The 25355-nt window shown below is 74.8% G+C and carries 25 protein-coding genes and 1 pseudogene; 6 read left to right on the plus strand and 20 right to left on the minus strand.

Features of this window, described 5'->3' with window-relative positions; all coding sequences use genetic code 11:
- A pseudogene (locus tag MCAG_RS32260) lies at positions 1 to 104 on the plus strand (TetR/AcrR family transcriptional regulator); the annotation flags it as partial.
- A 5-nt stretch (positions 105 to 109) separates the two neighbouring features.
- Here MCAG_RS32260 and MCAG_RS06265 read toward each other — a convergent pair.
- The 3 genes from MCAG_RS06265 to MCAG_RS06275 all read right to left on the minus strand — a co-directional run bounded on the left by MCAG_RS06265 (position 110) and on the right by MCAG_RS06275 (position 4663).
- The gene (locus tag MCAG_RS06265) at positions 110 to 871 is read right to left on the minus strand and encodes a hypothetical protein (protein ID WP_036376505.1); all 762 of its coding nucleotides are present in this window, start codon (positions 869 to 871) and stop codon (positions 110 to 112) included.
- 145 nt (positions 872 to 1016) lie between these two features.
- Entirely contained in the window at positions 1017 to 2792 is a 1776-nt protein-coding gene (locus MCAG_RS06270) for an ABC transporter ATP-binding protein (RefSeq protein ID WP_007072127.1), read from the minus strand.
- On the minus strand, positions 2789 to 4663 hold the full coding sequence (locus MCAG_RS06275; RefSeq protein ID WP_198141509.1) for an ABC transporter ATP-binding protein: 1875 nt from the start codon (positions 4661 to 4663) through the stop codon (positions 2789 to 2791). Before MCAG_RS06275 ends, MCAG_RS06270 begins: the two co-directional genes overlap by 4 nt.
- 149 nt (positions 4664 to 4812) lie before the next feature.
- Between MCAG_RS06275 and MCAG_RS06280 the strand changes: the two genes are divergently transcribed.
- Entirely contained in the window at positions 4813 to 5442 is a 630-nt protein-coding gene (locus MCAG_RS06280; RefSeq protein WP_007072129.1) for a TIGR03085 family metal-binding protein, read from the plus strand.
- 162 nt (positions 5443 to 5604) lie between these two features.
- Positions 5605 to 7431, plus strand: a complete 1827-nt coding sequence (locus MCAG_RS06285) for a long-chain fatty acid--CoA ligase (RefSeq protein WP_036376508.1) — start codon at positions 5605 to 5607, stop codon at positions 7429 to 7431.
- Between the two features lie 55 nt (positions 7432 to 7486).
- Here the strand turns inward: MCAG_RS06285 and MCAG_RS06290 are convergent, their stop codons facing one another.
- Together MCAG_RS06290 and MCAG_RS06295 are read right to left on the minus strand one after the other, a co-directional pair.
- Positions 7487 to 8824, minus strand: a complete 1338-nt coding sequence (locus MCAG_RS06290; protein WP_007072131.1) for a low temperature requirement protein A — start codon at positions 8822 to 8824, stop codon at positions 7487 to 7489.
- 82 nt (positions 8825 to 8906) lie between these two features.
- Positions 8907 to 10364 (minus strand): PLP-dependent aminotransferase family protein, encoded by a 1458-nt coding sequence (locus tag MCAG_RS06295; RefSeq protein ID WP_007072132.1) that lies wholly within the window; start codon positions 10362 to 10364, stop codon positions 8907 to 8909.
- Between the two features lie 58 nt (positions 10365 to 10422).
- On the opposite strand from MCAG_RS06295, the gene MCAG_RS06300 reads away from it, so the two are divergent.
- Entirely contained in the window at positions 10423 to 11157 is a 735-nt protein-coding gene (locus MCAG_RS06300; protein ID WP_007072133.1) for a YitT family protein, read from the plus strand.
- 77 nt (positions 11158 to 11234) lie between these two features.
- Positions 11235 to 11696: a hypothetical protein gene (locus MCAG_RS06305; RefSeq protein WP_007072134.1), complete on the plus strand. Its 462-nt coding sequence runs from the start codon at positions 11235 to 11237 to the stop codon at positions 11694 to 11696.
- A gap of 262 nt (positions 11697 to 11958) precedes the next feature.
- On the opposite strand, the gene hisF is transcribed toward MCAG_RS06305, so the two are convergent.
- The 11 genes from hisF to hisD form a co-directional block, all read right to left on the minus strand.
- Positions 11959 to 12726, minus strand: a complete 768-nt coding sequence (hisF, locus tag MCAG_RS06310; RefSeq protein WP_007072135.1) for an imidazole glycerol phosphate synthase subunit HisF — start codon at positions 12724 to 12726, stop codon at positions 11959 to 11961.
- A gap of 132 nt (positions 12727 to 12858) precedes the next feature.
- On the minus strand, positions 12859 to 13857 hold the full coding sequence (locus MCAG_RS06315; protein WP_007072136.1) for an NADP-dependent oxidoreductase: 999 nt from the start codon (positions 13855 to 13857) through the stop codon (positions 12859 to 12861).
- Between the two features lie 77 nt (positions 13858 to 13934).
- Positions 13935 to 14366, minus strand: coding sequence for an organic hydroperoxide resistance protein (locus tag MCAG_RS06320; RefSeq protein WP_007072137.1), 432 nt, complete (start codon positions 14364 to 14366; stop codon positions 13935 to 13937).
- A gap of 5 nt (positions 14367 to 14371) precedes the next feature.
- A complete protein-coding gene (locus MCAG_RS06325; RefSeq protein ID WP_036376514.1) occupies positions 14372 to 14818 on the minus strand; it encodes a MarR family winged helix-turn-helix transcriptional regulator in 447 nt (148 codons plus the stop codon).
- A 173-nt stretch (positions 14819 to 14991) separates the two neighbouring features.
- On the minus strand, positions 14992 to 15717 hold the full coding sequence (priA, locus tag MCAG_RS06330; RefSeq protein WP_007072139.1) for a bifunctional 1-(5-phosphoribosyl)-5-((5-phosphoribosylamino)methylideneamino)imidazole-4-carboxamide isomerase/phosphoribosylanthranilate isomerase PriA: 726 nt from the start codon (positions 15715 to 15717) through the stop codon (positions 14992 to 14994).
- Positions 15718 to 15798: 81 nt separating this feature from the next.
- Complete coding sequence (locus MCAG_RS06335; RefSeq protein ID WP_007072140.1) at positions 15799 to 16122, minus strand: hypothetical protein; 324 nt, start codon at positions 16120 to 16122, stop codon at positions 15799 to 15801.
- Between the two features lie 42 nt (positions 16123 to 16164).
- Positions 16165 to 16800 (minus strand): imidazole glycerol phosphate synthase subunit HisH, encoded by a 636-nt coding sequence (hisH, locus tag MCAG_RS06340; RefSeq protein WP_007072141.1) that lies wholly within the window; start codon positions 16798 to 16800, stop codon positions 16165 to 16167.
- 43 nt (positions 16801 to 16843) lie between these two features.
- Positions 16844 to 17017: a hypothetical protein gene (locus MCAG_RS33460; protein ID WP_007072142.1), complete on the minus strand. Its 174-nt coding sequence runs from the start codon at positions 17015 to 17017 to the stop codon at positions 16844 to 16846.
- 2 nt (positions 17018 to 17019) lie between these two features.
- Positions 17020 to 17631 (minus strand): imidazoleglycerol-phosphate dehydratase HisB, encoded by a 612-nt coding sequence (hisB, locus tag MCAG_RS06345; protein ID WP_007072143.1) that lies wholly within the window; start codon positions 17629 to 17631, stop codon positions 17020 to 17022.
- The gene (locus tag MCAG_RS06350) at positions 17628 to 18701 is read right to left on the minus strand and encodes a histidinol-phosphate transaminase (protein WP_007072144.1); all 1074 of its coding nucleotides are present in this window, start codon (positions 18699 to 18701) and stop codon (positions 17628 to 17630) included. Before MCAG_RS06350 ends, hisB begins: the two co-directional genes overlap by 4 nt.
- Positions 18702 to 18777: 76 nt before the next feature.
- Positions 18778 to 20100: a histidinol dehydrogenase gene (gene hisD, locus MCAG_RS06355; protein WP_007072145.1), complete on the minus strand. Its 1323-nt coding sequence runs from the start codon at positions 20098 to 20100 to the stop codon at positions 18778 to 18780.
- Between the two features lie 168 nt (positions 20101 to 20268).
- Here hisD and MCAG_RS06360 point away from each other — a divergent pair, with 168 nt between their 5' ends.
- Positions 20269 to 20958, plus strand: coding sequence for an LON peptidase substrate-binding domain-containing protein (locus MCAG_RS06360; RefSeq protein WP_007072146.1), 690 nt, complete (start codon positions 20269 to 20271; stop codon positions 20956 to 20958).
- Here MCAG_RS06360 and MCAG_RS06365 read toward each other — a convergent pair.
- The 4 genes from MCAG_RS06365 to MCAG_RS06380 form a co-directional block, all read right to left on the minus strand.
- Positions 20873 to 21703 carry a DUF2567 domain-containing protein gene (locus tag MCAG_RS06365; protein WP_007072147.1) on the minus strand — a complete coding sequence of 277 codons (831 nt, stop codon included), beginning with the start codon at positions 21701 to 21703 and terminating at the stop codon, positions 20873 to 20875. The genes MCAG_RS06360 and MCAG_RS06365 overlap by 86 nt on opposite strands.
- Before the next feature lie 57 nt (positions 21704 to 21760).
- Entirely contained in the window at positions 21761 to 23338 is a 1578-nt protein-coding gene (locus tag MCAG_RS06370) for an AAA family ATPase (protein WP_007072148.1), read from the minus strand.
- Positions 23339 to 23414: 76 nt separating this feature from the next.
- Positions 23415 to 24395 carry a hypothetical protein gene (locus MCAG_RS06375; RefSeq protein WP_007072149.1) on the minus strand — a complete coding sequence of 327 codons (981 nt, stop codon included), beginning with the start codon at positions 24393 to 24395 and terminating at the stop codon, positions 23415 to 23417.
- Positions 24396 to 24440: 45 nt separating this feature from the next.
- A complete protein-coding gene (locus MCAG_RS06380) occupies positions 24441 to 25319 on the minus strand; it encodes an RluA family pseudouridine synthase (protein WP_232290352.1) in 879 nt (292 codons plus the stop codon).
- Positions 25320 to 25355 lie beyond the last annotated feature (36 nt).

Raw genomic sequence — 25355 nt, forward strand, 5'->3', positions numbered from 1 at the left:
GGTACGTCGTCCGGCTGGAACCGGTCGCCTCCGCCCCGCCGGAGACCCTGGTGGCGGCGGTGGGCCCCACCGTCCAGCGCTACCTGCTCGGCGACCTGACGTAGCCCGGTCAGGCGGTCGGGGGCGGGGAGACGCGCGCCGGGCGGTGGTGGCAGAGCATCGGGTGCAGCAGCCGGGCCAGCTCCCGATGGTCGGCCACCGGGCCCGGGAAGGCCAGCCGGGCCCGCCGCCGGGCGCCGGGCCCGCCGAGGGAGACCAGCAGCCCGTACCGGTCGACGCGGACCACCCGGGGCGGGCCGTCGGGGCCGGACTCGACCAGGCCGAGCTGGCGGCGGACGTACGCGGCCATTTCCCGGCCGTGGCGCACGGCCAGCTCGGCCAGCAGCTCCGTCTCCACCGGGTGCAGCGGGTCCGGCTCCGCCTCGGCGTACGCCACGGGGTCGACCCGCAGCAGCCCGTCGGGGCGCTCCAGGCGGGCCTCGGCCACCTCGAAGCGGTACAGCCGGAAGCGGGTGCCCACGTCGAGCAGGTCGCCGGTCGGGTCCACCTCGGCGAAGTCCAGGGCGGCCCGGCGGGCCGCGTCCGCGTGCAGCGCGGCGGCCCAGCCGGAGACCCAGGCGCGGCCGAGCGACGGGGCGCCGGCGGCGGGCGGCAGGTCCAGCACGTCGAGCGCCACGGCGACGTCGGAGCCCCTGCCGAGGGGCAGCGCCGCCGCCAGGTCGCTGTGGACCGGGACGAGCAGCAGCACCCGCCCGTCGGCGTCGGTGACGTGCCGGACGTGGAACGGCCCGGGTCGCTGGGCCAGGTGGACCAGGGCCGGGAGCCGGCCGGCGACCAGCGTCCGGACGATCTCGGCGGGCGCGGGGCGCAGGGCGGGACTGGGGCGCATGACCCACCTCCGAAGGTTAGGCTTACCTAACAGCACCGTAAACCACGCGTGCCCCCACGTCCACCGGCTCGCCGTTTTCCCCGCCCCGGCCTGGAGATGCCGATCACGTTCGCGAAGCGGCAGCCGGTCAGCGGGTCTGCTCCAGCCACGAGGCATGCAGCAGGGCGTAGACCGAGTCGGGGTCGCGGACCAGCTCGTCGTGCGGCCCGCGCTGCACGATCCGGCCCCGGTCCACCACGATCACCTCGTCGGCGGTTTCGGCGGTGGAGAGCCGGTGGGCGATCGCGAGGGTGGTCCGGCCCCGGGTCACCGCGTCCAGGGTGCGTTGCAGCCGCACCTCCGTCGCCGGGTCCACCGCGCTGGTCGCCTCGTCCAGCACCAGCAGGTCCGGGTCCGCCACGTACGCCCGGGCGAGCGCCACGAGCTGCCGCTCCCCCACGCTCAGCGCCTCGCCCCGCTCGCCGACCGGGGTGTCCAGCCCGGCCGGCAACCCGTCCAGCCAGTCCGCCAGCCCCAGCTCGGTGAACGCGGCGGTGAGCTCCGCGTCGGTCAGCTCCGGCCGGGCGAAGCGGACGTTCTGCCCGACCGTGGCGTCGAACAGGAAGCCGTCCTGCGGCACCATCACCACCCGGGAGCGCAGCGAGGCGAACCGGACCTCGGGCAGCGGAACGCCGGAGAGCAGCACCGCGCCGTCGGTCGGGTCCATCAGCCGGGTGAGCAGCTTCGCGAACGTGGTCTTGCCGCTGCCGGTTTCGCCCACCACGGCGACCCGGCTCTTCGCCTCGATCTCCAGGGTCACGTCGTGCAGCACCGGCGGCCCGCCCGGATAGGCGAAGCCGACCCCGGCGAAGTGGATGTCCAGCGGCCCCGGGGGCAGGTCCCGGCCCTGCTCGCCCGGGTCGGCCACGTCCGGGGCGACGTCCAGCACATCGAGCACCCGCCGCCAGCCGGCAATCGCGTTCTGCGCCTCGTTGAGCACCTCCGTGGCGATCTGCACCGGCTGGATGAACAGGGTCACCAGGAACAGGAACGCGGTGAGCTGGCCGACCGACAGGGTGCCGTCCACCCCGAGGGTCACCCCGAGCACCACGACGCCGGCCAGTGCCAGCCCGGCGGCCAGCTCCCCCACCGAGCTGCCCAGGATGCTGATCCGGATGGCCCGCTGCTGGGCCCGCTGCTGCCCCTCGATCGCCGCGTCCAGCCGCCGGGCGGTCCGCCCGGCGATCCCGTACGCGCGGATCACCGGAGCGCCGACGACGCTCTCGCCGATCGCGCCGAGCAGGGTGCCCATCCGCTGCCGGACCACCCCGTACGCCTCGGCGAGGCGGCGCTGGAGCTGCCGGATCATCAACACCGCCGGCGCGAACGCGGCGAGCACCACGAGGGTCAACTGCCAGGAGTAGGCGAGCATGACGGCCGTCGTCACCACGAGCTGCCCGAGGTTGACGATCAGGATCACCCCGCCCCACTGGAGGAACTGGGTGATCTGGTCGACGTCGCTGGTGACCCGGGAGACCAGCGAGCCGCGCCGCTCGGACTGCTGGTGCAGCATCGACAGGTCGTGCACGTGCCGGAACGCCCGGGTGCGCACGTTGGCCAGGGCCGTCTCGCTGACCGTGAACAGCCGGCGCATCATCAGGTACCCGCAGATCGTGGTCACCGCCAGCACGGCGCCGGTCGCCGCGACGACGCTCCACACCACACCCAGGTCGGGTCCGTCGACGATGCCCTTGTCGATACCCTGCTGCACGGCGACCGGGACGGCGACCCGGCCGATCATGTAGACCAACGCCAGCACGAGGGTGCCGGCCAGGCCGGTGCGCAGCTCCGGCGAGAGGGCCAGGCCCCGCCGCAGCGTCTGCCAGGTGCTCTCCGCCGGCCGCTCGGCCTCGACCACGCTCACCGGTCCACCTCGACTTCCAGGCCGGAGGTCAGCGGGGCGACCTCGTCGTACGGGCGTGGCTGCTCACCGTCAGTCTCCGCCTGCTCATAGGCGGTGACCAGGTCGGCGTAGCCGGAGACGGTGGCGAGCAGCTCGGTGTGGGTGCCCCGGGCGACCACCCGGCCCTGCTCCAGGTAGATGACCTCGTCGGCGAGCGCGATGGTGGCCCGCCGGTACGCCACCACGAGGATCGAGGCGGCGGGTCCACCGGCGGCCGGCGCGCGCAGCCCGGCCAGGATGGCCGCCTCCACCCTCGGGTCCACCGCGCTGGTGGCGTCGTCGAGGACCAGCAGCCGGGGCCGTCCGGCCAGTGCCCGGGCCAGGGTGAGCCGCTGCCGCTGCCCGCCGGAGAGGGAGGTGCCCCGCTCACCGACCATGGTGTCCAGCCCCTCGGGCAGCGCGGCGACGAAGCCGTCCGCCTCGGCGAGCCGCAGCGCGGCCCAGACGTCGTCGTCGGACACGCCGGGCCGGTCCAGCGCGATGTTCGCCCGGACGGTGTCGTCGAAGACGAACGGCACCTGGGCGACCAGGGCGGCGGTGTCCACCAGCGAGGCGGCGGTGAGCCGGCGGACGTCCACCCCGTCGAGGCTGACCGTGCCGGTGTGCGGGTCGACCAGCCGCACCGCCAGCGCGGCGACGGTGGACTTGCCCGAGCCGGTGGGGCCGACCAGGGCCACGGTCTGCCCGGCTCCGACGGTGAAGGAGACCTCGCCGAGCACCTCGGCGCCGGGCAGGTGCGCCTCGGCGGGCTCGTACGCGAAGCCGACGCCCGCGAAGGTGAGCGTGGCCGGTCCCGGCTCGGCCGGGTCGAGCGCCACGTGCCCGTACGGCATCTCGCCGGTGGCGTCGAGCACCCGGCGCACCCGGTCCCAGCCGGCGACGCTGCGCGGCAACTCGGCCAGCACCCAGCCGATGGCCCGCACCGGGAAGGCCAGCACGGTGAACAGGAAGGCCACGCTGACCAGCTCGGTGACCGTGATGGCGCCCTGCCGGAGCCGGAACGCGCCGACCACCAGCACGGCGAGGGTGCCGAGGCTGGGCAGGGTCTCCAGCATCGGGTCGAAGACGCCCCGCAGCCGGCCCACGGCGATCAGCGCGTCGCGCAGCTCGCCGGCCCGGGCGGCGAACCGGGCCGTCTCCTGCGCCTCGCGGCCCATGGTCTTGACCACCAGCGCGCCGTCGAAGCTCTCGTGGGCGATGCCGCTGACCTCGGCGCGCAGCCGCTGCGCGCGAGCCTGGCGGGGGGCCATCCGGCGGGAGTAGACCACGTTGAGGGCGAACAGGGCGGGGAAGACCGCCAGCCCGACGAGGGCCAGCGCCCAGTCGGTGGCGAACAGGGAGGCGATCGCGCCGACCAGCATCACCACCGTGCCGACCGCGAAGGGCAGCGGGGCGATCGGGTACCAGGCCGCCTCGACGTCGGAGTTGGCGTTGGACAGCAGGGTGCCGGTGGCGTTGCGCTGGTGCCAGGACAGCGGCAGGTTCAGGTAGCGGCGGGTGACCTGCCGGCGGTAGGCGGCCTGGAGCCGGAACTGCATGTAGCCCGCGCCGAGCCGACGGCCGAAGATGCCGACCACCCGCAGCACACTGATGCCGAACAGGGCACCGGCGGCGAGGGCGAGGGCCGCGACGCCCACCGACCCGCGCGCGATCGCCGGCACCACCACGTCGCCGACCACCGCCCCGACGACGTACGCGCTGGCGATCACCAGCCCGCCGAACAGCACGCTGCCGCCGACCGCGATCACGAAGATCCGGGGCTGTTCCCGGATCGCTTGGCCGAGCACGGCCAGCCCCCTGCGGAGCACATCCCGACTTGTCCTGCTGGTCACGCTCTCCCCCGCCGTAAGTTGCAATTATCTCCCTCATCCTTACCGGACGGACACCACCGCGCCTCCCGCAAACCCTATGTCGGCGATCACGTCGACCGCCGTCGTTGCCACGACGGGCGGACGGCGACCGGGCGGCCTACGATCGGGCCATGCCGCGGTACGCCCGGTCGGAGCGCGAGGCACTCGCCGACCTCATGCAGAGCGTGGGTCCGGACGCGCCGACCGTCAACGAGGGCTGGCCGGTCCGGGACCTCGCCGCCCACCTGATCCTCCGGGAGCGCCGGCCGGACGCCGCTGGGGGGATCGCGCTGCCGCCGCTGCGCGGGTACGCCGAGCGGGTACGCCTGCGGATCGCGGCGCGACCCTTCGCCGAGCTGGTGGCCCTGGTGCGCCGGCCGCCGCTGTGGAGCCCGGTGAGCAACCCGGTCACCGACGAACTGGTCAACACCATGGAGTTCTACATCCACCACGAGGACGTCCGGCGGGCCCGGGCGGGGTGGCAACCGCGCGAACTGCCGGCCGGGCTGGGCGCCGTGCTGTGGCGCCGGGCCACGGTGCTGGGCCGGCTGGCGCTGCGCCGCTTCCCGGCCGACGTGCTGGTGCAGGCACCCGGGCACGGCGAGCTGTCGGCTGGCCGGGGCGGGCAGCGGGTCCGCGTGGTCGGCGCGCCGACCGAGCTGGTGCTGTTCCTCACCGGCCGGCAGCGGGTCGCCCGGGTACAGGTGGAGGGGCCGGCGGCGGCGGTCGACCGGCTGCGGGTCGCCCACCTCGGTATCTGACCCACCGCTTCCAGGTGGTCACGTGGAGCCACCGGAAGCCCCGATCGGTTCCCCGACTGCCGCCGCGAGGGCTAGCCGATGCCCCCGTGCAGGCAATACCCTTCGGTAACCGCAAACGACGTGACCCCCGTCACGCTCCACCCCCCGAAGGCGACCACAGCGATGGCTCTCGATATCCCCTACCGTTCCATCCCCGACATGTTCCTCAAGCGCGTGGCGGCCACCCCCGACAACCCCGCGTTCGCCCACCCCGCCCCCGACGACTCCGGGCCGGTCTGGCTGACCTGGGCGCAGGTCGGGCAGCGGGCCCGGGCGGTCGCGGCCGGGCTGCACGGGCTCGGTGTCGGCCAGGAGGACCCGGTGGCGATCCTGTCGAGCACCCGGCTCGACTGGGTGATCGCCGACTTCGGCATCATGTGTGCGGGCGGTGCCACCACCACCGTGTACCCGACCACCGAGCCCGAGGACGCGACGTACATCGTCGCCGACTCCGGCTCCCGGGTGGCGTTCGCGGAGAACCCGGCCCAGGCCGCGAAAATCACCGGCGCGCGACTGCCCGCGCTGACCCACGTGGTGCTCTTCGACGGCGCGCCCGACCCGGCCGCGGCCGTGCCGCAGCTCACCCTGGCCGAGCTGGAGGAGCGGGGTGCCCGGACGCTGGCCGACGACCCGGGGCTGGTCGAGCGCCTGGTCGCCGACCTCGGGCCGGAGCACCTGGCCACCCTCATCTACACCTCCGGCACCACCGGCCGGCCCAAGGGCGTGGAACTGCTGCACGGCGGCTGGTGCTGGGAGGGGGTCGCCCAGGCCGAGATGGGGCTGCTGCGCGACGACGACCTGCAATATCTCTGGCTCCCACTGTCCCATTCGTTCGGCAAGACCCTGCTCTGCGGGGTGACCCACGTGGGCCTGCCGACCTACGTCGACGGCCGGGTCGAGAAGCTGGTCGAGCTGCTGGCCGTCGTGCGGCCGACGCTGATGTGCGGCGCGCCCCGGGTCTTCGAGAAGGTCTACAACAAGGCGGTCACCACCGCGCAGGACGCCGGCGGCGCGAAGGCGAAGATCTTCGCCTGGGGGGTGCGGGTCGGCAAGGAGAAGGTCACGCTGGAGCAGGCGGGGCAACCGGTCCCGGCCGGGCTGAGGCTGCGGTACGCGCTGGCCGAGAAGCTGGTGTTCAGCAAGCTCCAGGCCCGCCTCGGCGGTCGGATCCGGGTGCTGGTCTCCGGCGCCGCTCCGCTGAGCACGGAGATCGCCACGTTCTTCGCCGCCGCCAACCTGCCGATCTCCGAGGGGTACGGCCTCACCGAAACCAGCGCCGGCAGCTTCCTCAACCCGACCGACGGCCTACGCATCGGCACCGTCGGCCGGGCGATGGGCGACCTGGAGTGCCGGATCGACACCGACGGGGAGATCCTGCTCCGGGGCCGCCCGGTGATGCGCGGATACCACAACCTCCCCGAGGAGACGGCCGCCGCGTTCACCGAGGACGGCTTCTTCCGCACCGGCGACATCGGGAGCCTCGACGACGACGGCTACCTGCGCATCACCGACCGGAAGAAGGACCTGGTCAAGACCTCCGGCGGGAAGTACATCGCCCCCTCGCACATCGAGGGCATGTTCAAGGCGCTGTGCCCGTACACGTCGCAGGCGGTCGTCATCGGCCAGGCCCGCAACTACTGCACCATGCTGGTCAGCCTCGACCCGGACGCGATCCAGGGTTGGGCGGCCGGCGGCCCGCTGGAGGGCCGCACCTACGCCGAGATCGCCGCCTCCGACGAGGCCCGGGCCATGGTCGAGGAGTACGTCGCCCAACTCAACGCCAAACTCAACCGCTGGGAGACGATCAAGAAGGTGACCGTCCTGCCCCGTGATTTGACCATCGAGGACGGCGAGGTCACGCCGTCGCTCAAGATCAAGCGCCGGGGCGTGGAGAGCAACTTCGCCGCCGAGATCGACCGGATGTACGTGGGTACCCTCGCCGAGCTCTGAGCACCGACCCGCCGGCGGCCGTGCCCCACCGTCCCGGGGCACGGCCGCCGGTCGCTCACAGGTGCTCGCCGCGCCACCTGCTCGCCTCGGCCTCGGCCGCCTGCTGCTCCGCCAGCGCCAACTGGCGGACCCGGTGCCGTCCGCGGCCCTCCCCCCGGGTCTCCACCACGACCAGCGCCACGCAGACCACACCGAGCAGCACCAACGCGTGCAGGGCCGCGATCCGGACGGCCAGCGGCGAGACCAGGACCAGCACCGCCACCGCGAGCACCGGCGGCCAGCGCAGCACCCGCAGCACGCGCACCCCGCAGGCGACGAGGCTGAGCAGGTAGAGGCCGACCCCGCCGTAGAGGACGAGGATCCAGAACGTTCCCAGCGGCTCGCCCCAGGCCGGCGATCCCGGCTCCGCCGCCTCGACGAGCAGGTCCTTGATCCCGAGGGCGAAAAAGATCACCCCGGTGATGATCGGCAGGTGCAGGTAGGTGTACGCGTCGCGGGCCAGCCGGGCCCGCACGACGGGGTCCCGGGTGCGGTGCAGCGCCTGCTCGACGGCGAGAGCCAGGGTGTCGAAGTACGCCCACCACAGCGTCGCGGCGATCGTGATGCCGGTCACCGCAGCGATCACCACCGGCCAGGTCAGCGGCAGACCGGTGATGAACCTCGAGCCTAGCCCCAGCGCGATGATCGACTCACCGAGCGCGATCAGCACCATCAGGGCGTGCCGCTCCGCCCAGTGCCCGGCCGACACCACCACCCAGTACGCGCCGCCGAGGCTCACCCCAGCCACGTACTCCAGGAGCAGCGCGGCAGCCCACAGGGACAGTTGCAGGGCCGTTGCCGTGCCGCCGTGGGCGATCCGCGGCGGCACCAGCGCGGCGGCCACGAGCAGGGTCGCCGCGACCACCGGCAGCAGGGCCAGCAGCGCCCACCGCCGCCGCCGCACCGGGTCGTCGCGCACCACCCAGCCGAAGACCGCGAGCTGCGAGGCGCGGACCAAGAAGTAGCAGCTCGCGAAGACCAGCGGGCCGTTCAGCCCGCCCGGCCGGTCCACGAACGCCCCCGGCATGCTCAGGGCCAGCAGGAAGGTGGCGGCGACCGTGACGAAGCCGACCATCGGCAGGACGCCCTGGTCGGCGCGGACCGCGTTGCCGAGCCCGGCGAATCCGGTCCAGCACCACCACAACAGCCCCAGCACCAGCAGGCAGCGGCACAGGTTGACGGCGCTCGGGTAGTACGCGGTCAACGTCGTGACGTCGAGGAACGCGAAGACGAAGACCAGATCGTAGAAGAGCTCCAGCCGGGTGGCGCGCGAGCCGGGCGCGCCGGGCCGCACCCCGCGCGACCACCTCCCGCTGCCCACCCCCGCAGTCTCCCAACCCGGGGCCCCCGGCATCCGGGTTCGGCCAGATCACCGCCGCGGGCTCGGCCGGCACCGTCGCGGGCGTTGGCGCGGCTCCACAAACCGGCCGTGCGGCTCAGGCGATGACCGCCGGCTCCTGCCAGCTCGGGCGGCCGGCGCGGTCCAGGTCGTACCGAACCGCCGCCAGCCGGCCGACGGCCTCCACCAGGTCTGCGGCGGGCAGGGTGAACGGCAGCCGCAGGAAGCGTTCGAGGGTTCCGTCCAGGCCGAACCGGGGGCCGGGCGCCAGCCGTACGCCGACCTCATCGGCGGCCCGGGCCAGCGCGCTGGAGATCGGACCGTCCAACTCCACCCAGAGGGTCACCCCGCCGCGCGGCACGGTGACCCGCCAGTCGGGCAGGCGCCGCGCGAGCGCGTCGGTGAGGGCTTCGCGCTGGGCGGCGAGCTGGGTGCGGCGGGCGTCCACGATGGCCGACGCGTCGGCGAGCAGATGGACCGCGACGAGTTGGTCGAGCACCGGGCTGGCCATGTCCACCCCGACCCGGGCGGCGGCCAGCCGCTGCACCTGCGGGGCGGACGCGCGGACCCAGCCGATGCGCAGGCCGCCCCAGTACGGTTTGCTCATCCCGCCGATGGAGATCACCCGGGAGTGCCGGTCGAACGTGGCCACGGGCGGGGGCAGCTCGGTGCCGTCCAGCGGCAGATCCACGAACGACTCGTCGATCACCAGGTCGGTGCCGGCGGCGTGGGCCACGCCGACCATCCGTTCGCGCAGCTCGGCCGGCATCAGGTGCCCGGTCGGGTTCTGGAACTCGGGGATCAGGTACGCCAGCTTCGGCCGCCCCTGGCGCAGGCTGCCCAGCAGCAGGTCGGCATCCCAGCCCGCGGCGTCGGTGGCCAGGCCGTGGGTGGTGATCCGGGCCCGGCGGGCGGCGAGGGCGGCGAGCGCGTTCGGGTACGTCGGCGACTCGACCAGGACGCTGCCGCCGGGTGCGAGGGCCAGCCGCAGCACCAGGTCCAGCGCGTGCTGGGTGCCGCTGGTGACCATGATCTGGTCGGGCGAGGTGGGCAGGCCCCGGGCCGTGTATTTGGCGGCGACCGCCTCGCGTAGCTCGATGATGCCGGTCGGGTGGTAGCCGGCTCCGCCCAGATAGCGGGGCAGGTCCTCGGCGGCGGCCCGGGCGGCGGGCATCAGCTCGGGCGGGGCGGCCAGCGCGGCCACCCCGAGGTCGATCATGTCGCGGTCGTCCAGCGGGGTCCACAGGCCGGTGCTCGCCACCCGGTGGGTGCCCGGGAGCATGGTCCAGCTACCCGCCCCCCGGCGGCTGGCGAGGTGACCGCTCTCCCGCAGCTGCCGGTACGCGGCGGTCACCGTGGTCCGGCTGATCCGCAGCGCCTCGGCCAGCTCCCGCTCGGCCGGCAGGCGTACCCCCAGGGGCAGGCGGCCGTCGGCGAGCAACCCCCGCACGGTGCCGGCGAGCGCGGCGTAGTCCGGGCTGCGCCGGCGGCCCGGCAGCGCGTGCCACTGCCCGAGCAGCCGAGCCAATTGGGCCCCACGCACCTGACTCGTCATGGCCACCCTCCCAATATTGGCTCTCCCACCCGCCAGATTGGCCCCTAGGGTGGCATGCATGGCGGCAATTGGCAATCTCCGGCACCGGCCCACCCGACGGCTGGTCCAGCTCTACGCCGGGCTGGTCCTCTACGGCGTCAGCATGGCGCTGATGATCCGCTCCGGTCTCGGCCTCGACCCGTGGGACGTCTTCCACCAGGGCGTCGCCCGGCAGACCGGGCTGTCGTTCGGCACCGTCACCATCGCCGTCGGTGCGCTCGTGCTGCTGCTGTGGGTCCCGCTGCGGCAGCGCCCCGGCCTGGGCACGGTCAGCAACGTGCTGGTGATCGGCCTGGTGGTCGACGCGACCCTCGCCCTGCTGCCCGACGGCCTACCGCTGGCGGTTCGAGCGGCGCTGCTGGTCGTCGGGATCGGCGCCAACGGCGCCGCCACCGCCCTCTACCTGGGCGCGCGGCTCGGCCCCGGCCCCCGCGACGGCCTGATGACCGGGTACGTGGCACGCCACCCCGGGCGGTCCGTCCGGGGAGTCCGCACCGTCATCGAGGTCGCCGTGCTGGCCCTCGGCTGGCTGCTCGGCGGCACCGTCGGCATCGGCACCGTCGCGTACGCCCTCGCCATCGGGCCGCTGGTCCAGCTGTTCCTGCCGGCGTTCACGGTCGACCCGCCGCCCGGGGCGGCCACCGAACCGAGGCCGGCCGCAGCGGAGCCGAGGCCGATCCGAACGGAGCCGAACCAGGTCGGCGCTAAGCCGGTAGGGGCGCCGCCCGCCGAACCGCGCCCGGCCCGTTCGTAGCCGCGTTGAGCTGCGGCGAGACCCGTACCGGAAAAGTAGGTGTTTCCTCCGGGGGCGCCGCACGGCATCATTCCTGCATGGGGGAGAACGGATGGCGCTGGACCGACGCCTGGATCTTCGTTTCACTGGTAATCGCCAACGGCGCGGGCCGGCACCGCAGATCGGCATCCACCCGACGTCCCGAGGGCGTCCGGCTCACTGACGTGCTCTCCACAGCCGACCACCTCAACCACGCCATCCCCGAGCGGCACGACGTGGAGACCGCAGTCCGCCGACTCGTCGGCGCCGGCCTGGTCAGCGTCACCGACGGCTGGTTCCGGCTCACCCCCGACGGTGAGAAGCTCTGGCGCACCCGCCCGAGCGCCGGCCTGGCCACCGCCGTGGACACGGTGCAGGGGGTGCTGAGCCGGCGGCACGCCCCGGGCAGTGCCGACTGGACCCTCCCCGAGGACGAGCACGCCGCCGCCGTGCAGGAATACGTGGTCCGCTCGATCCCGGCTCCGCGCCGCTCCCCGAAGGGCCACTCCGGACGCGCCTGACCGTCCCGGCCGGCGCCCCGAAGGGGCCGGCTCGCTGCCGGACGCCGCGCGGCTCCGGGCTAGACGTCGTGCGGGCCGGGTGGGGCCGCGCGGCTCCGGGGTGGGGTCGGAGCCGGAGCGATCCGCCAGGTCGCCGACCTGGGTGGGTCCGGGGCGGAGGACACCGCCACGTCGCCGACATGGCCGGGCGGTCACCCGAGGCCGGCCACCCGGAGGGCAACGGGCCAAAGGCGGTGGTGGGCCGAAGGCGGTGGTGGGCGGGTCAGCGCACGGGGTGACCCGAGCCGCGCAGGGCGTCCTTGACCTCGGCGACGGTCAGCTCGCCGAAGTGGAAGACGCTGGCGGCGAGCACCGCGTCGGCCCCGGCGGCGATCGCCGGCGGGAAGTGGGCCACCTCGCCCGCGCCGCCGCTGGCCACCACCGGCACGTCGACGGCGGCGCGGACCGCGCCGATCAGCTCCAGGTCGAATCCGGCCTTCGTGCCGTCGGCGTCCATCGAGTTGAGCAGGATCTCCCCCGCGCCCAGCTCGGCACCGCGCCGGGCCCACTCGACGGCGTCGATCCCGGTGCCCCGGCGACCGCCGTGGGTGGTCACCTCGAAGCCGCTCGCCGTGGTGCCGACCGACGCCCGCCGCACGTCGAGGGAGAGCACCAGCACCTGTCGGCCGAACCGGTCGGCGATCTCGGCGATCAGCTCGGGCCGGGCGATGGCCGCGGTGTTCACCCCGACCTTGTCGGCACCGGCCCGCAGCAGGGTGTCGACGTCGGCGACCTGCCGGACGCCGCCGCCCACGGTGAGCGGGATGAACACCGACTCGGCGGTGCGTCGTACGACGTCGAGCATGGTGCCTCGGTCGCTGGAGGAGGCGGTCACGTCCAGGAAGGTCAGCTCGTCCGCGCCCGCCCGGTCGTACGCCGCAGCCAGCGCCACCGGGTCCCCGGCGTCACGCAGGTCCAGGAAGTTGACCCCCTTGACCACCCGCCCGGCGTCCACGTCCAGACACGGGATCACCCGCACCGCCACCGTCATGCCGCGAAGCCTATCGCCCCCGCCGGCCCGGCGACCGCCCGGTGAGGGCGACCACCGGCGACGCGGGTGACCTGCCCCAGGCTGGTGAGAGGGGAACCCCTCTCTACCGCAGGCGTCAACAAGGGGCCCTCTTTACAACCGGACGAGCATCTTGCCGAGGTTCTCGCCGCGCAGCAGGCCGAGAAACGCCTCCGGGGCGGCGGCGATGCCGTCGACGACCGTCTCGTCGTACGAGAGCTTCCCGTCGCGCAGCCAGCCGGAGACCTCCTCGACGAACTGGGCGCGAAGGTGACCCTGGTCACCGACGAGGAAGCCGCGCAGGGTGAGCCGCCTGCTGATGAGCAGCGCCAGGTTGCGCGGCGCGGCCGGCGGCTCGGTGGAGTTGTACTGGGCGATCATGCCGCAGACGGCGACCCGGCCGTGCAGCCGCATCGCGCCGAGGGCGGCCTCCAGGTGCTCGCCGCCGACGTTGTCGAAGTACACGTCGATCCCGTTCGGGGCGGCGACGGCGAGCTGGTCGCGCACGGGGCCGTCGTGGTAGTCGAAGGCGGCGTCGAAGCCGAGCGCCTTGAGCCGCTCGACCTTGGCCGGCGAGCCTGCGCTGCCGACCACGTGGGCGGCGCCGGAGAGCTTGGCGATCTGGCCGACCATGCTGCCCACCGCGCCGGCGGCGCCGGAGACGAAGACGCTCTCGCCCGGCTGCATGGCGGCCACGTCGAGCAGGCCGGCGTACGCGGTCAACCCGGTCATGCCGAGCACGCCCAGGTACGCGCTCACCGGGGCGACCGACGGGTCGACCCTGCGAGCGCCCTTGGCGTCGACCAGGGCGTACTCCCGCCAGCCGAGGCTGTGCAGGACTGTGTCGCCGGGACCGATCCCGTTGCCCTCGCCGGCCACCACCTCGCCGACCGCGCCGCCTTCGAGCGGGGCGGCGAGGGCGAACGGCGGCACGTACGACTTGACGTCGTTCATCCGCCCCCGCATGTACGGGTCGACGGACATGAACTGGTTGCGGACCACGAGCTGGCCGGGGCCCGGGGTGGGCACCTCGGTCTCCACGAGGCGGAAGTTGTCGGCGGTCGGCCACCCCTGGGGGCGGGAGGCCAGATGGATCTCACGGTTGACGGTCACGGTGTCGTCCTCTCGGTCGCTGGGCGGGCTGGGCGGTGCTGGACGCCGCGCTGGCGCGGGACGCCGCACGGGGCGTGTCAGGCGGCCAGGGCCTCGCGGACGGTGAGGGCGACCTCGATGTTGCCCCGGGTCGCGTTCGAGTACGGGCAGACCTGGTGGGCCTGGGCGACGAGCTGATCGGCGACGGGCCGGGCGACGGCCGGCAGGTCCACCACGAGGGCGACGGTCAGGCCGAAGCCGCCGCTGCCGTTCGCGCCGATGCCCACCTCGGCGTCGACGACGGAGCCGGTCACGTCGGCCTTGGCCCGCCGGGCCACCAGGCGCAGTGCGGAGTGGAAGCAGGCAGCGTACCCGGCGGCGAAGAGCTGCTCCGGGTTCGCGGCGCCGCCCGCGCCGCCCATCTCCTTCGGGATCGCCAGGTCCAGCTCGAAGGTGCCGTCGGAGGTGCGGACGTGGCCGTCGCGGCCGTCGCCGGTGGCGCGGGCGTTGGCGGTGTAGAGGACCTGCATGGCGATCACTTCTCCCTCTGTCGGTGGATCGTCTCGGTGACCCGGGTGAGGGTGTCGCGCAGCCCGATCAGCTCGGCCTCGGTGAGCCCGGTGGCCCGGGCGACCCGCAGGGGCACCCCGCACATCCGCTCGCGCAGCGCGCGACCGGCGTCGGTGAGGCGCACCTCGACCCGCCGCTCGTCGCGCGCCGACCGGGACCGGACCAGCACCCCGGCCGCCTCCAGCCGCTTGAGCAGCGGGGAGAGCGTGCCGGAGTCCAGCCGCAGGGCAGCGCCCAGCTCGGAAACCGTGGGGACGTCGTCGCCGCGCTCCCAGAGCACCAGCAGCACCAGGTACTGCGGGTAGGTCAGCCCGAACTCGTCGAGGATCGGCCGGTAGACGTCGGTCAGGGCGCGCGACGCCGCGTAGAGCGCGAAGCACACCTGCCGTCCCAGCACCAGATCATCGGTCACCACAGAAACGTAGCCAGCAACTTAGTTGCGCACAACTTAATCGGTCGCGATGTGCCCCGCCTCACCCCGCCCGGCGGGCGGGGTGAGCGGTCAGCGGTCGCCGAGGTACGCCTCCAGCTTCACCAGGTGCCCGGGATCGAGCAGCCCGGCCACCACGCCCAGCCGGGTCACGGTCACACGGCGGCGAGCACGTCGAGGGCCTGCCGCACGGTGAACGCGCCCGCGTACAGCGCCTTGCCGGCGATCACACCCTCCACGCCGACCGGCTCCAGGGTGGCCAGGGCGCGCAGGTCGTCCAGCGTCGAGACGCCACCGGAGGCGATCACCGGGGCGTCGGTACGAGAGCAGACCTCCCGCAGCAGGTCCAGATTCGGCCCGCGCATGGTGCCGTCCTTGGTGATGTCGGTCACCACGTACCGGGAGGCGCCGGCCTTGTCGAGCCGCTCCAGCACCTCGTACAGGTCGCCGCCGTCGCGGGTCCAGCCCCGCGCCGAGAGGGTACGGCCCCGCACGTCCAGCCCGATCGCGACCCGGTCGCCGTACTCGCCGCAGACCCGGTCGCACCACTCGGGGTCCTCCAGCGCTGCCGTGCCGATGTTGACCCGCGCCGCGCCGGTGCCCAGGGCGGCCCGCAGCGACGCGTCGTCCCGGATCCCGCCGGACAGCTCCACCCGCACGTCGAGTCGGCCGACCACGTCGGCCAGCAGCGCGGCGTTGGAGCCGCGGCCGAACGCGGCGTCCAGGTCCACCAGGTGGATCCACTCCGCGCCGTCGCGCTGCCAGGCCAGCGCCGCCTCCAGGGGGTCGCCGTACGCGGTCTCGCTGCCGGCGGCGCCCTGCACGAGCCGGACGGCCTGGCCGTCGGCGACGTCCACGGCGGGCAACAGGGTGAGGCTCAACGCTCTTCTCCTCGCATCGAAAACGTCTCTTCTCGCATCGGAAACCCCGCGTCGGGAGCTTCCGCGTCGGGAACACCCGCGTCAGGACCGGCGGCCCAGGGCGATCACCACGGCCGCCGGCAGGACCAGCAGCAACAACACGACCAACACCACCCGCAGCGCCAGGTCGTCGACGAAACTCCAGATGGCGACCACCGCCACCCCGGTCAGACCGACGATCGCCGCCCGTTCGCCCCGGGAGTGCCGGGCCAGCCGGCCGGTGCGGCGACGCGGCCAGCGGGGCGTCAGCCGGCGTACCACCGCACGGCGGCGCTCCCGGCGGGCCACCCGGCGGCGGCGGACGGCCCGCTCCCGCTCCAGCTGGGCCTCGCGGGCCTCCCGCCGGCGGGCCCGCTCCTTGCTCACGCCGCGCCCCCCGGCCCGGCGCCCCGGCCGCGCGGCACCCGCTCAGCCACCGGCGGTCACGGCGCCGAGCCAGTTGCGCAGCAGCGCCGCGCCGGTGTCGGCCGACTTCTCCGGATGGAACTGGGCAGCCGAGAGCGCGCCCCGCTCCACGGCGGCCACGAAGTCCGCCTCGTGGTGCGCGGTGGTCACCGCCGCGCCCGAAGCCGCCAGCGCCGCCGGGTCCACCGCCGCGTAGGAGTGGACGAAGTAGAAGCGGCTGCCGGCGGGCAGGCCGGCGAAGAGCACCGACGACGACGCAGGCCGCACCGTGTTCCAGCCCATGTGCGGCAGCCGGACGGCGGGCAGCCTCGTCACCCCGCCGGGCAGCAGCCCGAGCCCCTTGGTGACCACCCCATGCTCGTCGCCGTGTTCGAAGAGCACCTGCATGCCCACGCAGATGCCCAGCACCGGCCGGCCGGCGGCGACCCGCTCGGCGATGACCGGGCCCGCGCCGAGCGCCTCGATGCCGGCCATGCAGGCGGCGAACGCGCCCACGCCCGGCACCACCAGGCCGTCCGCCTCGGCGGCGGCGGCCAGGTCGTCGGTCACGGTGACGTCGGCGCCGGCCCGCTGAAGGGCCCGCTCGGCCGAGCGCAGGTTGCCCGAGCCGTAGTCGAGCACCACGATCCGCTTGCTCATACGCCCGCCCCGCTCCGCCGGCCCAGGCCGGCACCCCGCCTCGTCATGAGCCCTCCCCGGGCAGCAGCCAGAGCACCCCGCCGGCCGTGGCCAGCAGCGCGAGCAGCGCGGTGACCACCACCGCGCCGCGCGAGGCGCCCTGGCGGCGCAGCGAGAACACCCCGCCCACCAGCAACCCGGCGAGGATCAACAGCAGGGTCGGCAGCACCCCGCCCATGGCTACAACGCGCCCTTCGTGCTGGGGATCGCGCCGGCCGCGCGCGGGTCGAGCGCCGTGGCCTCGCGCAGGGCGCGGGAGACCGCCTTGAACTGGGCCTCCACCACGTGGTGGGCGTCCGGGTGGCCGCCGGGGCGGGCCGCGCGCAGCACGTCCACGTGCAGCGTGATCCGGGCCGCCTGGCCGAAGGACTCCCAGATGTGCCGGGTCATGCTCGTCGGGTAGACCGGCCCGATGTACGGGGCCAGCGCCGGCTCGTCGTGCACCACGTACGGCCGGCCGGACAGGTCGACGGCCGCCCGGACGAGGACCTCGTCCATCGGGACGGTCGCCGAGCCGTACCGCCGGATGCCGGCCTTGTCCCCCAGCGCCTGGTCGAACGCGGCGCCCAGGGCGAGCGCGGTGTCCTCCATCGTGTGGTGGGCGTCGATCTCCAGGTCGCCGACCGTGCGCACGGTCAGGTCGAAGCCGCCGTGCCGGGCGATCTGGTGCAGCATGTGGTCGTAGAAGCCGACCCCGGTGCCGATCTCGGCCCGGCCGGTGCCGTCGAGGTCGATCTCGACGAGCACCTTGGTCTCCTTGGTGATCCGCTCGACCCGGGCGGTACGGCTCATTGCACTGTCTCCATCGCGGTGAGGAAGGCCTCGGTCTCGGCGGGGGTGCCGGCGGTGACCCGCAGCCAGCCGGGCAGCCCGACGTCGCGGACGAGCACGCCGCGCTCCAGCAGGGCGCGCCAGGCCACCGTCTGGTCGCCGCCCACCTGGAACAGGACGAAGTTGGCGTCGCTGTCGGCGACCCGCAGGCCCCGGGCGCGCAGCTCGGCGACGATCCGGTCCCGCTGCCCCATGATCGCCTCGACCGTGGCCAGCAGGGCGTCGCGGTGCGCCAGCGCCGCGCGGGCGGCGGACTGGGTGAGCGCCGAGAGATGGTACGGCAGCCGCACGAGCTGCACCGCCGCCACCACGGCCGGGTCGGCCGCGAGGTAGCCCAGCCGGCCACCGGCGAAGCCGAACGCCTTGCTCATCGTCCGGGTCACCACCAGCCGCGGGTGGCCGGGCAGCACCGCGAGGGCGCTGACCGTGCCGGGGCGGGCGAACTCGGCGTAGGCCTCGTCGACCACCACCATGCCGGGCGCGGCGTCGAGCACGGCGGCCACCACCGCCGGGTCCAGCGCCGTGCCCGTGGGGTTGTTCGGCGAGCAGAGGAACACCACGTCGGGGCGGTGCGCGCGGACCTGGGCGACCGCCTCGTCGGCGGTCAGCCCGAAGTCGGCCCCGCGTGCCGCCGGGACCCACCCGGTGCCGGTGCCGAGCGCCAGCAGCGGGTGCATCGAGTACGCCGGGGTGAAGCCGAGCGCCGTGCGCCCCGGGCCGCCGAACACCTGGAGGAGCTGCTGCTGGATCTCGTTGGAGCCGTTGGCCGCCCACACCTGCTCGACGGAGAGCCCGTGCCCCAGATACCCGGCCAGGTCGGCGCGCAGCGCCACGGCGTCGCGGTCCGGATAGCGGTTCAGGTCACGCAGTTCGGCCGCGAGCGCCTTGCCGATCGCGTCGGCCACCTCCTCGGGCACCGGGTACGAGTTCTCGTTGGTGTTCAGCCGCACCGGCACGTCCAGCTGCGGCGCCCCGTACGGCGACAGCCCGCGCAGGTCGTCGCGGATCGGCAGATCGTCAAGCATGCTCACGCCGCCACCACGCCTCGCCCGGTGCCGGCCTGAGGACGGGAGGGTCCGAGCCCGGTGGTTCGCTCGCTGCGCCCGCTCACGACGCCTCCCCCGGGAAGCGCACGCTGACCGCCTGGCCGTGCGCCGGCAGGTCCTCGACGCCGGCCAGGGTGACCACGTGCGGGGCCACCTCCCGCAGCGCGTCCCGCGTGTACTCCACCAGGTGGATGCCGCGCAGGAAGGACTGCACGGACAGGCCGGAGGAGTGCCGGGCGCAGCCGCCGGTGGGCAGCACGTGGTTGGAGCCGGCGCAGTAGTCGCCGAGCGACACCGGCGACCACGCGCCGACGAAGATCGCCCCGGCGTTGCGTACCCGCAGCGCCCACTCGCGGGCGTTCTCGGTGTGGATCTCCAGGTGCTCGGCGGCGTACGCGTCGACCACCCGCAGGCCGGCCTCCAGGTCGTCCACCAGCACCACGCCGCTCTGCTCGCCGGTCAGCGCGGTGGTGACCCGGTCGGCGTGCTTGGTCGCCGGGACCTGCCGGCCCAGCTCGGCCTCGACCGCGTCGGCCAGCGCGATCGAGCAGGTGACCAGGACGCTGGCCGCGAGGGGGTCGTGCTCGGCCTGGCTGATCAGGTCGGCGGCGACGTGCGCCGGATCGGCGGTGTCGTCGGCGAGGATCGCGATCTCGGTGGGGCCGGCCTCGGCATCGATGCCCACCACGCCGCGCAGCAGCCGCTTCGCGGCGGTGACCCAGATGTTGCCCGGCCCCGTGATCATGTCGACGGGGTCGCAGTGCTGTTCGCCGGCCGGATCGACCGTCGAGCCGTAGGCGAGCATCGCCACCGCCTGGGCGCCGCCGACGGCGTACACCTCGTCGACGCCGAGCAGCGCGCAGGCCGCGAGGACCCGCGCATCCGGCAGGCCGTCGTTCTCCTGCTGCGGCGGGCTGGCCACGACCAGCGACCGGACACCGGCCGCCTGGGCGGGGACCACGTTCATCACCACGGTCGACGGGTACATCGCCAGACCGCCGGGGACGTACAGGCCGACCCGGTCCACCGGCACCCACCGCTCGGTGACGGTGCCGCCGGGCACCACCTGGGTGGTGTGGTCGACGCGCCGCTGGTCGGCGTGCACCCGCCGGGCCCGGCTGATCGACTCCAGCAGGGCCGCGCGGACCTGCGGGTCGAGCGTCCCCTCGGCCTCGGCGATCGCCTCGACCGGCACCCGCAGCCGCTCCGGCGAGACCCCGTCGAACCGTTCGCTCGCCTCGCGGATCGCCGGGTACCCATGCTCGCGGACCGCCTCCACGAGCGGGCGGATCCGCTCGACGGCCACGGAGACGTCGAGCTGGGCACGGGGCAGCAGGCGGCGGGGGTCACGGACGCCGCCGCGCAGGTCGATCCGATTCAACACGCCTGCGAGTCTAGGCGGCCGGGCCGGCCGTGGGCCCGCGCCGCCCGCACCCCGGGACGGTGAGCCGAGCCACGCCGGCCGGCGAGTGGGCCGGAAGGGTCCCGCCGGGCGGGGACGGGCCGCGCCCGGGCGGCGCGGTCGGGCTAGGCTCGGTCCCGTGATGCACGGTTGCCGGTTTTCCCCCTCGGGACGGTGCTCTTCCCCGGCCTGGTGCTGCCGCTGCACATCTTCGAGGAGCGCTACCGGGCCCTGGTTCGCCACCTGGTGGGCCTGCCCGAGGGTGCGCCCCGCGAGTTCGGCGTGGTGGCCATCCGGGCCGGCTGGGAGGTCGCCCCCGGGGCCCCGGGGCGGCCCGTTCCCAGCGTCGGGGACGTCACGCTGCACGAGGTCGGCTGCACCGCCGAGCTGCGGCAGGTGACCGAGCTGTCCGACGGCGGGTACGACATCGTCACCGTTGGGCGGCGGCGGTTCCGCATCGCCGACCTCGACGTGGGCGCCGAGCCGTACCTGACGGCCGAGGTGGAGTGGCTACCCGAGCCGGACGGCCCCGACGAGGGCGCCGACCTGCTGGCGGCCCGGGTGATCTCGGTCTTCCGGCAGTACCTCGGGCTGATCCGCCCCGGGCCGGAGGACATCTCCGAGCAGCTACCGGAGGACCCGACCGTGCTCTCCCACCTGGTCGCCGCGACCGCCATGCTGACCGTCGACGACCGGCAGCGGCTGCTCGCGGTCGACGACACCGCCGCCCGGCTCCGCGCCGAGCTGCGGCTGCTCAACCGCGAGGTGGCTCTGCTGCGCCAGGTGCGGGCGGTTCCGGTGCCGCTGTCGGAGTTGGCGAGCCCACCGGCCCCGAACTGAGCCCCGGCCCGGCGTCGGGTCCGGTGGGCGCGGCGGCGGTGGGCGGGCCTGCGGCCGGCGGGGCGTTGAGGACCCAGGACAGGTCGGGCTCGGGCTCCGGGCGCAGCGACGGCCAGCGCGACCAGCCGGCCAGCAGGGTGTACGTCACGGCCACGCCGAACGCCGGCAGCAGCAGGTTGCCGTACGGCAGGGGCAGCACGTCGAGGAACCGGTGCAGGCCCCCGGCGCGCAGGTCGGCGGGTTTGGTGAACGCCTGCCCGTCCGGGGCGCCCGCCAGCAGCCGCTCGTACGTCGACAGGCCGACCCGCCGGCCGACCTGCCAGGCCACCAGCGCCGCGCCGAGGCCGCCGACCGTCCCGGCGAGCAGCCCGATCGGGCCGCGCCGCCGCCTCAGCAACACCCACAGGGCCAACGCGGCGAGCACCCCGAAACCGAGCCCGAGCAGGCTGAACCAGCCGTCCGCGGCGATCGGCTGCTCCGGCTGCGGTTGGGCGTAGACGGCCCCCTCGGCGGTCTTGACCACCTGGGTGTCGGGCGCGACGGCCGCCCAGAGCAGCCCCAGCGGAACGCCCAGCGCGGTCAGCGCCACCACCGCGCCCAGCGCCACGCCGGCCGCCCTGCCGGGGCGGCGCTCGGGCTGGGCCACGCCGCTGGCGACCGGCCCGGCGGGCAGGTCGGCGGACGGGTCGGCCGGCGGGTCGGGACGAGGCACGGGGCGGTCGGCGTCGGAGGTGTCCGGGCTCACCCGATGATCCTTCCAGACCGGGTACGCCCCCGGGGCGTCGGTGCCGCTGCGGGGGCCTCAGCGGGCGAAGGGTTCCAGCATGACCGACGCCGCACGCAGCCACGCCTGCCGGGTTTCCGGCTGGAGCTGGTGGTACTCGATCGAGGAGCCGGTCTCCAGCGCCGGGTCGTACGGCACCACGGTCACCGCCCGGGTGCGGGTGGCGAAGTGCCGCTCCAGGTCGGTCTGCAACGGCGAACGGCCCGGCGTCGGGCAGGAGATCAGGGTGACGGCGTTGTCGGCCAGCTCGCCCATGCCGACCTCGTGCAGCAGGTCGAGCATCCAGTCGGCGCTGAACGCGGCGTCCTCCCGGGGCACGGTGGTGACCACGAGCTGGTCGGCGGCCTGCATCACCGTGCGCCAGTTCGGGCTCTCCACGTTGTTGCCGGTGTCCACGCAGACCACGTCGTGGGTGCGCCGCAGCAGCTCCAGCACCCGCTTGACGGTGAACTGGTCCAGGCGTTGGGCGAAGCGGGGGCTCTCCTCCCCGGCCAGCACGTCGTACGAGCCGTCGGCGGCGTGCCGCAGGTAGTCGTCCAGGCTGCCCAACAGGCTGGAACCCTCCAGGATCTCGATCTGGGCGAGGTCGTGGATCAGGTGCCGGATGGTCCGGGCGTGCCGGGCGCTGCCGGCGCGCAGCCCGAGGGTGCCGCGCAGCTCGTTGTCGTCCCAGGCGAGCACGCCCCGGCCGCGCACGCTGCCGACGGTGGCCGCGGCCAGCACCGTGGCCGTGGTCTTGTGCACCCCGCCCTTGGGGTTGGCGAAGGCGAGCACCCGGGGGGTGCCCAGGTCACGGCGGAGCACCCCGGCGGCGCGTTCCAGGTCGCTCTCGGCGCTCTGCGCCCGCCACTCGATGCGGGCCGGGTAGCCCCGCTCGGCCAGCGCCGGCGGCCCGGGCGGCGGCTGGTACGCCGGCTCGACGACAGGCTGATACGCCGGCTCGGCCCGGTAGACCGGCTCCGCCGGGGGCGGCTGGTACGCCGGCTCGGGGCGATATCCGCCGTTGTCGAGCAACGAGTACCGCGACTCGGCCGGCGGGGGCTCGGGACGGTACCCGCCGTTGTCGAGCAACGAGTACCGGGACCGGCCGGGCGGGACCGGGTCGGCGCGGCGCGGCGGCTCCGGGCCGAGGTGCCCGGGATCGGCCCGCCACGAGGGCTCGGCCTGGTAGGTCGGCTCGGCCTGGTAACCCGACGGACCGGCCGGGTAGGTCGACTCGGCCTGGTACCCCGGCGGCTCCGGCTGGTATGCCGGGTCGATCCGGTAGGCCGGGTCCACCCGGTAACTCGCCCCGGCCCGGTAGCCGCCGTGCGCCGGTTCGGCCGGGTAGCCGGGCTCCCCGCCGTACGGCTGCTCGCCGGCCGGGCCGATCGCCGGCACCCGCCCGGCGTAGCCGTTGCCGGACGCGCGCCGGGGCAGCGGCTCCGGCGCCACGTGCGGCGGTTCCTCGGCGCGGCGGTCGGCCTCGTCCTGCTCCGCGGCGGTGCGACCGCCGAGCCGGGCCCGGTCGAGCAGCGCCCGCCACCGCGGTGCTGGTTCGGCCGGCCGACCCCAGCTGGTCTCCGTGCCGTCCAAGGCTCGCCCTCCCAGCGCCATCGGTCTCCGCCTGACAGGCTACGAACGAAACCCTATTCGGACCACACCGGTCCGCGCACATCCTGATTCGTCTTTGTCACTTCTGCACCGCCGTTCGGCTGTCCGCGGGCGCGTCCGGGGAGGTCGCGACGGCGGATAGGACCGCACCGGGCACCGCCGGGGCGACTCTCGGTGAGGATCCGATCGCCTTCGGTGCCGCTTCCGACGATTCGCCCACCGGCGGAGTCGGCCCGGCGTCGGCCGGCGGGCGGGCCACGTCACGCTGCTCGGGCAGCGGCGGGGTCACCACCGTCCGGTCCAGCCGGCGCAGTTCCGGGGTCGGGTCGACCGCGCGGACCGCGGGCCGGGCGGCCAGGGCGCGCAGCGCGTCCGGTACGCCCCGCACGACGGCCGCGTAGGCGCAGCCGCACGCCGCGCGGTACGCCGCCGCCTCTCCCGCCGCGACCCACGCCCCGGTCTCGTACGCCCGGCGCAGCGCGGCGTCGTCGGCGGTGGCGGCCCGGGCCCGCTGGTCGGCGGCCTCGCGGTCCTTGCGCCCCGCCACCCCGGCCATTCCCGCGACCACGTCCTGCGGGAGCCGCTGGGCCGCCAGCCGGACGATCTCGGTCTGCCGGCCGGGCAGCGGCACCCGCGCCACCACCTCCACCACCGCGACGCCGGCGAGCGCGTCGGCCAGCGGGCCCGGTGCGAGGTAGTCCGCGAAAGACACCAGCGCGTAGGTGCCCGCCGGCGAGCCGCCCGCCGGCAGGGCCGCGAGTTCGGTCGCGGCGGCGCGCAGGTAGCCGGGGATCGCCTCGCCGGGAAGCACCCCGACCCGGGTGACCTCGCCCACCGTGCGGTCGCCCACCGGCCGGTCGTGGCGGCCGGCCCATCCCGCCGTGACGAGCACCGCCGCCACCGACAGCAGCGCGGCGACGGTGAGCCAGCGCGGCCGGTGCCGGACCGACCCCGGCCGAACGCCCGGCCCCGGAAGCTCGACCAACGACGGACGCTCGACCAACGGCGGCCGGTCGGACTGCGACGGCCGGTCGGACTGCGGCGGTTCGGCAGCGCGCACCGCGCGGGCCTCCTCGTCTGTCAGGAGTCTCGGCTGGTCGCCGGGTCAGTCGCGGAGGATCCGCAGCGCCCGGTCCAGGTCGTCGGGATAGTCACTGACGAAGGTCACCTCGTCGCCCGTGCGCGGGTGCAGGAAGCTCAACGACCGGGCGTGCAGCCACTGCCGGCCCAGGCCGAGCCGGGCCGACAGGGTCGGGTCCGCGCCGTAGGTGACATCGCCCACGCAGGGGTGGCGCAGCGAGGAGAAGTGCACCCGAATCTGGTGGGTGCGGCCGGTTTCCAGCCGGACGTCGAGCAGGCTCGCCGACGGGAACGCCTCAAGGGTGTCGTAGTGGGTGATGCTCGGCTTACCGCCGGAGACCACCGCCCAGCGGTAGTCGTGGTGCGGGTGCCGGTCGATCGGGGCGTCGATGGTGCCGCGCAGCGGATCCGGGTGCCCCTGCACCACGGCGTGGTAGCGCTTCTCCACCTCGCGGTACTTGAACGCCCGCTTCAGCGCGGTGTACGCCTGCTCGCTCTTGGCCACCACCATGATCCCGGTGGTGCCCACGTCGAGCCGGTGCACCACGCCCTGCCGCTCGGCCGCGCCGCTGGTGGAGATGCGGTGCCCGATCCCGGCCAGCCCGCCGATCACCGTCGGCCCGGTCCAGCCGGGGCTGGGGTGGGCGGCGACGCCGACCGGTTTGTCCACCACCACGATGTCGTCGTCGGCGTACACGACGGTCAGGCCGGGCACCGCCTGCGGCACCATGGTCGGCGGGGCGGCCGGCGTGGGCAGCGTCACGTCCAGCCAGGAGCCGGTCTTGACCTTGTGCGAGTTCGGCCGCGCGACGCCGTCGACCAGGGCGTCCCCGGCGTCGACCAGGTTCGCGGCGGCGGTGCGGGAGAGCCCGAAGAGGCGGGACACGGCCTGGTCCAGCCGCATCCCGTCCAGGCCGTCGGGGACGGGCAGGGACCGGTG

Source organism: Micromonospora sp. ATCC 39149 (genome assembly GCF_000158815.1).
GTDB lineage: Bacteria > Actinomycetota > Actinomycetes > Mycobacteriales > Micromonosporaceae > Micromonospora.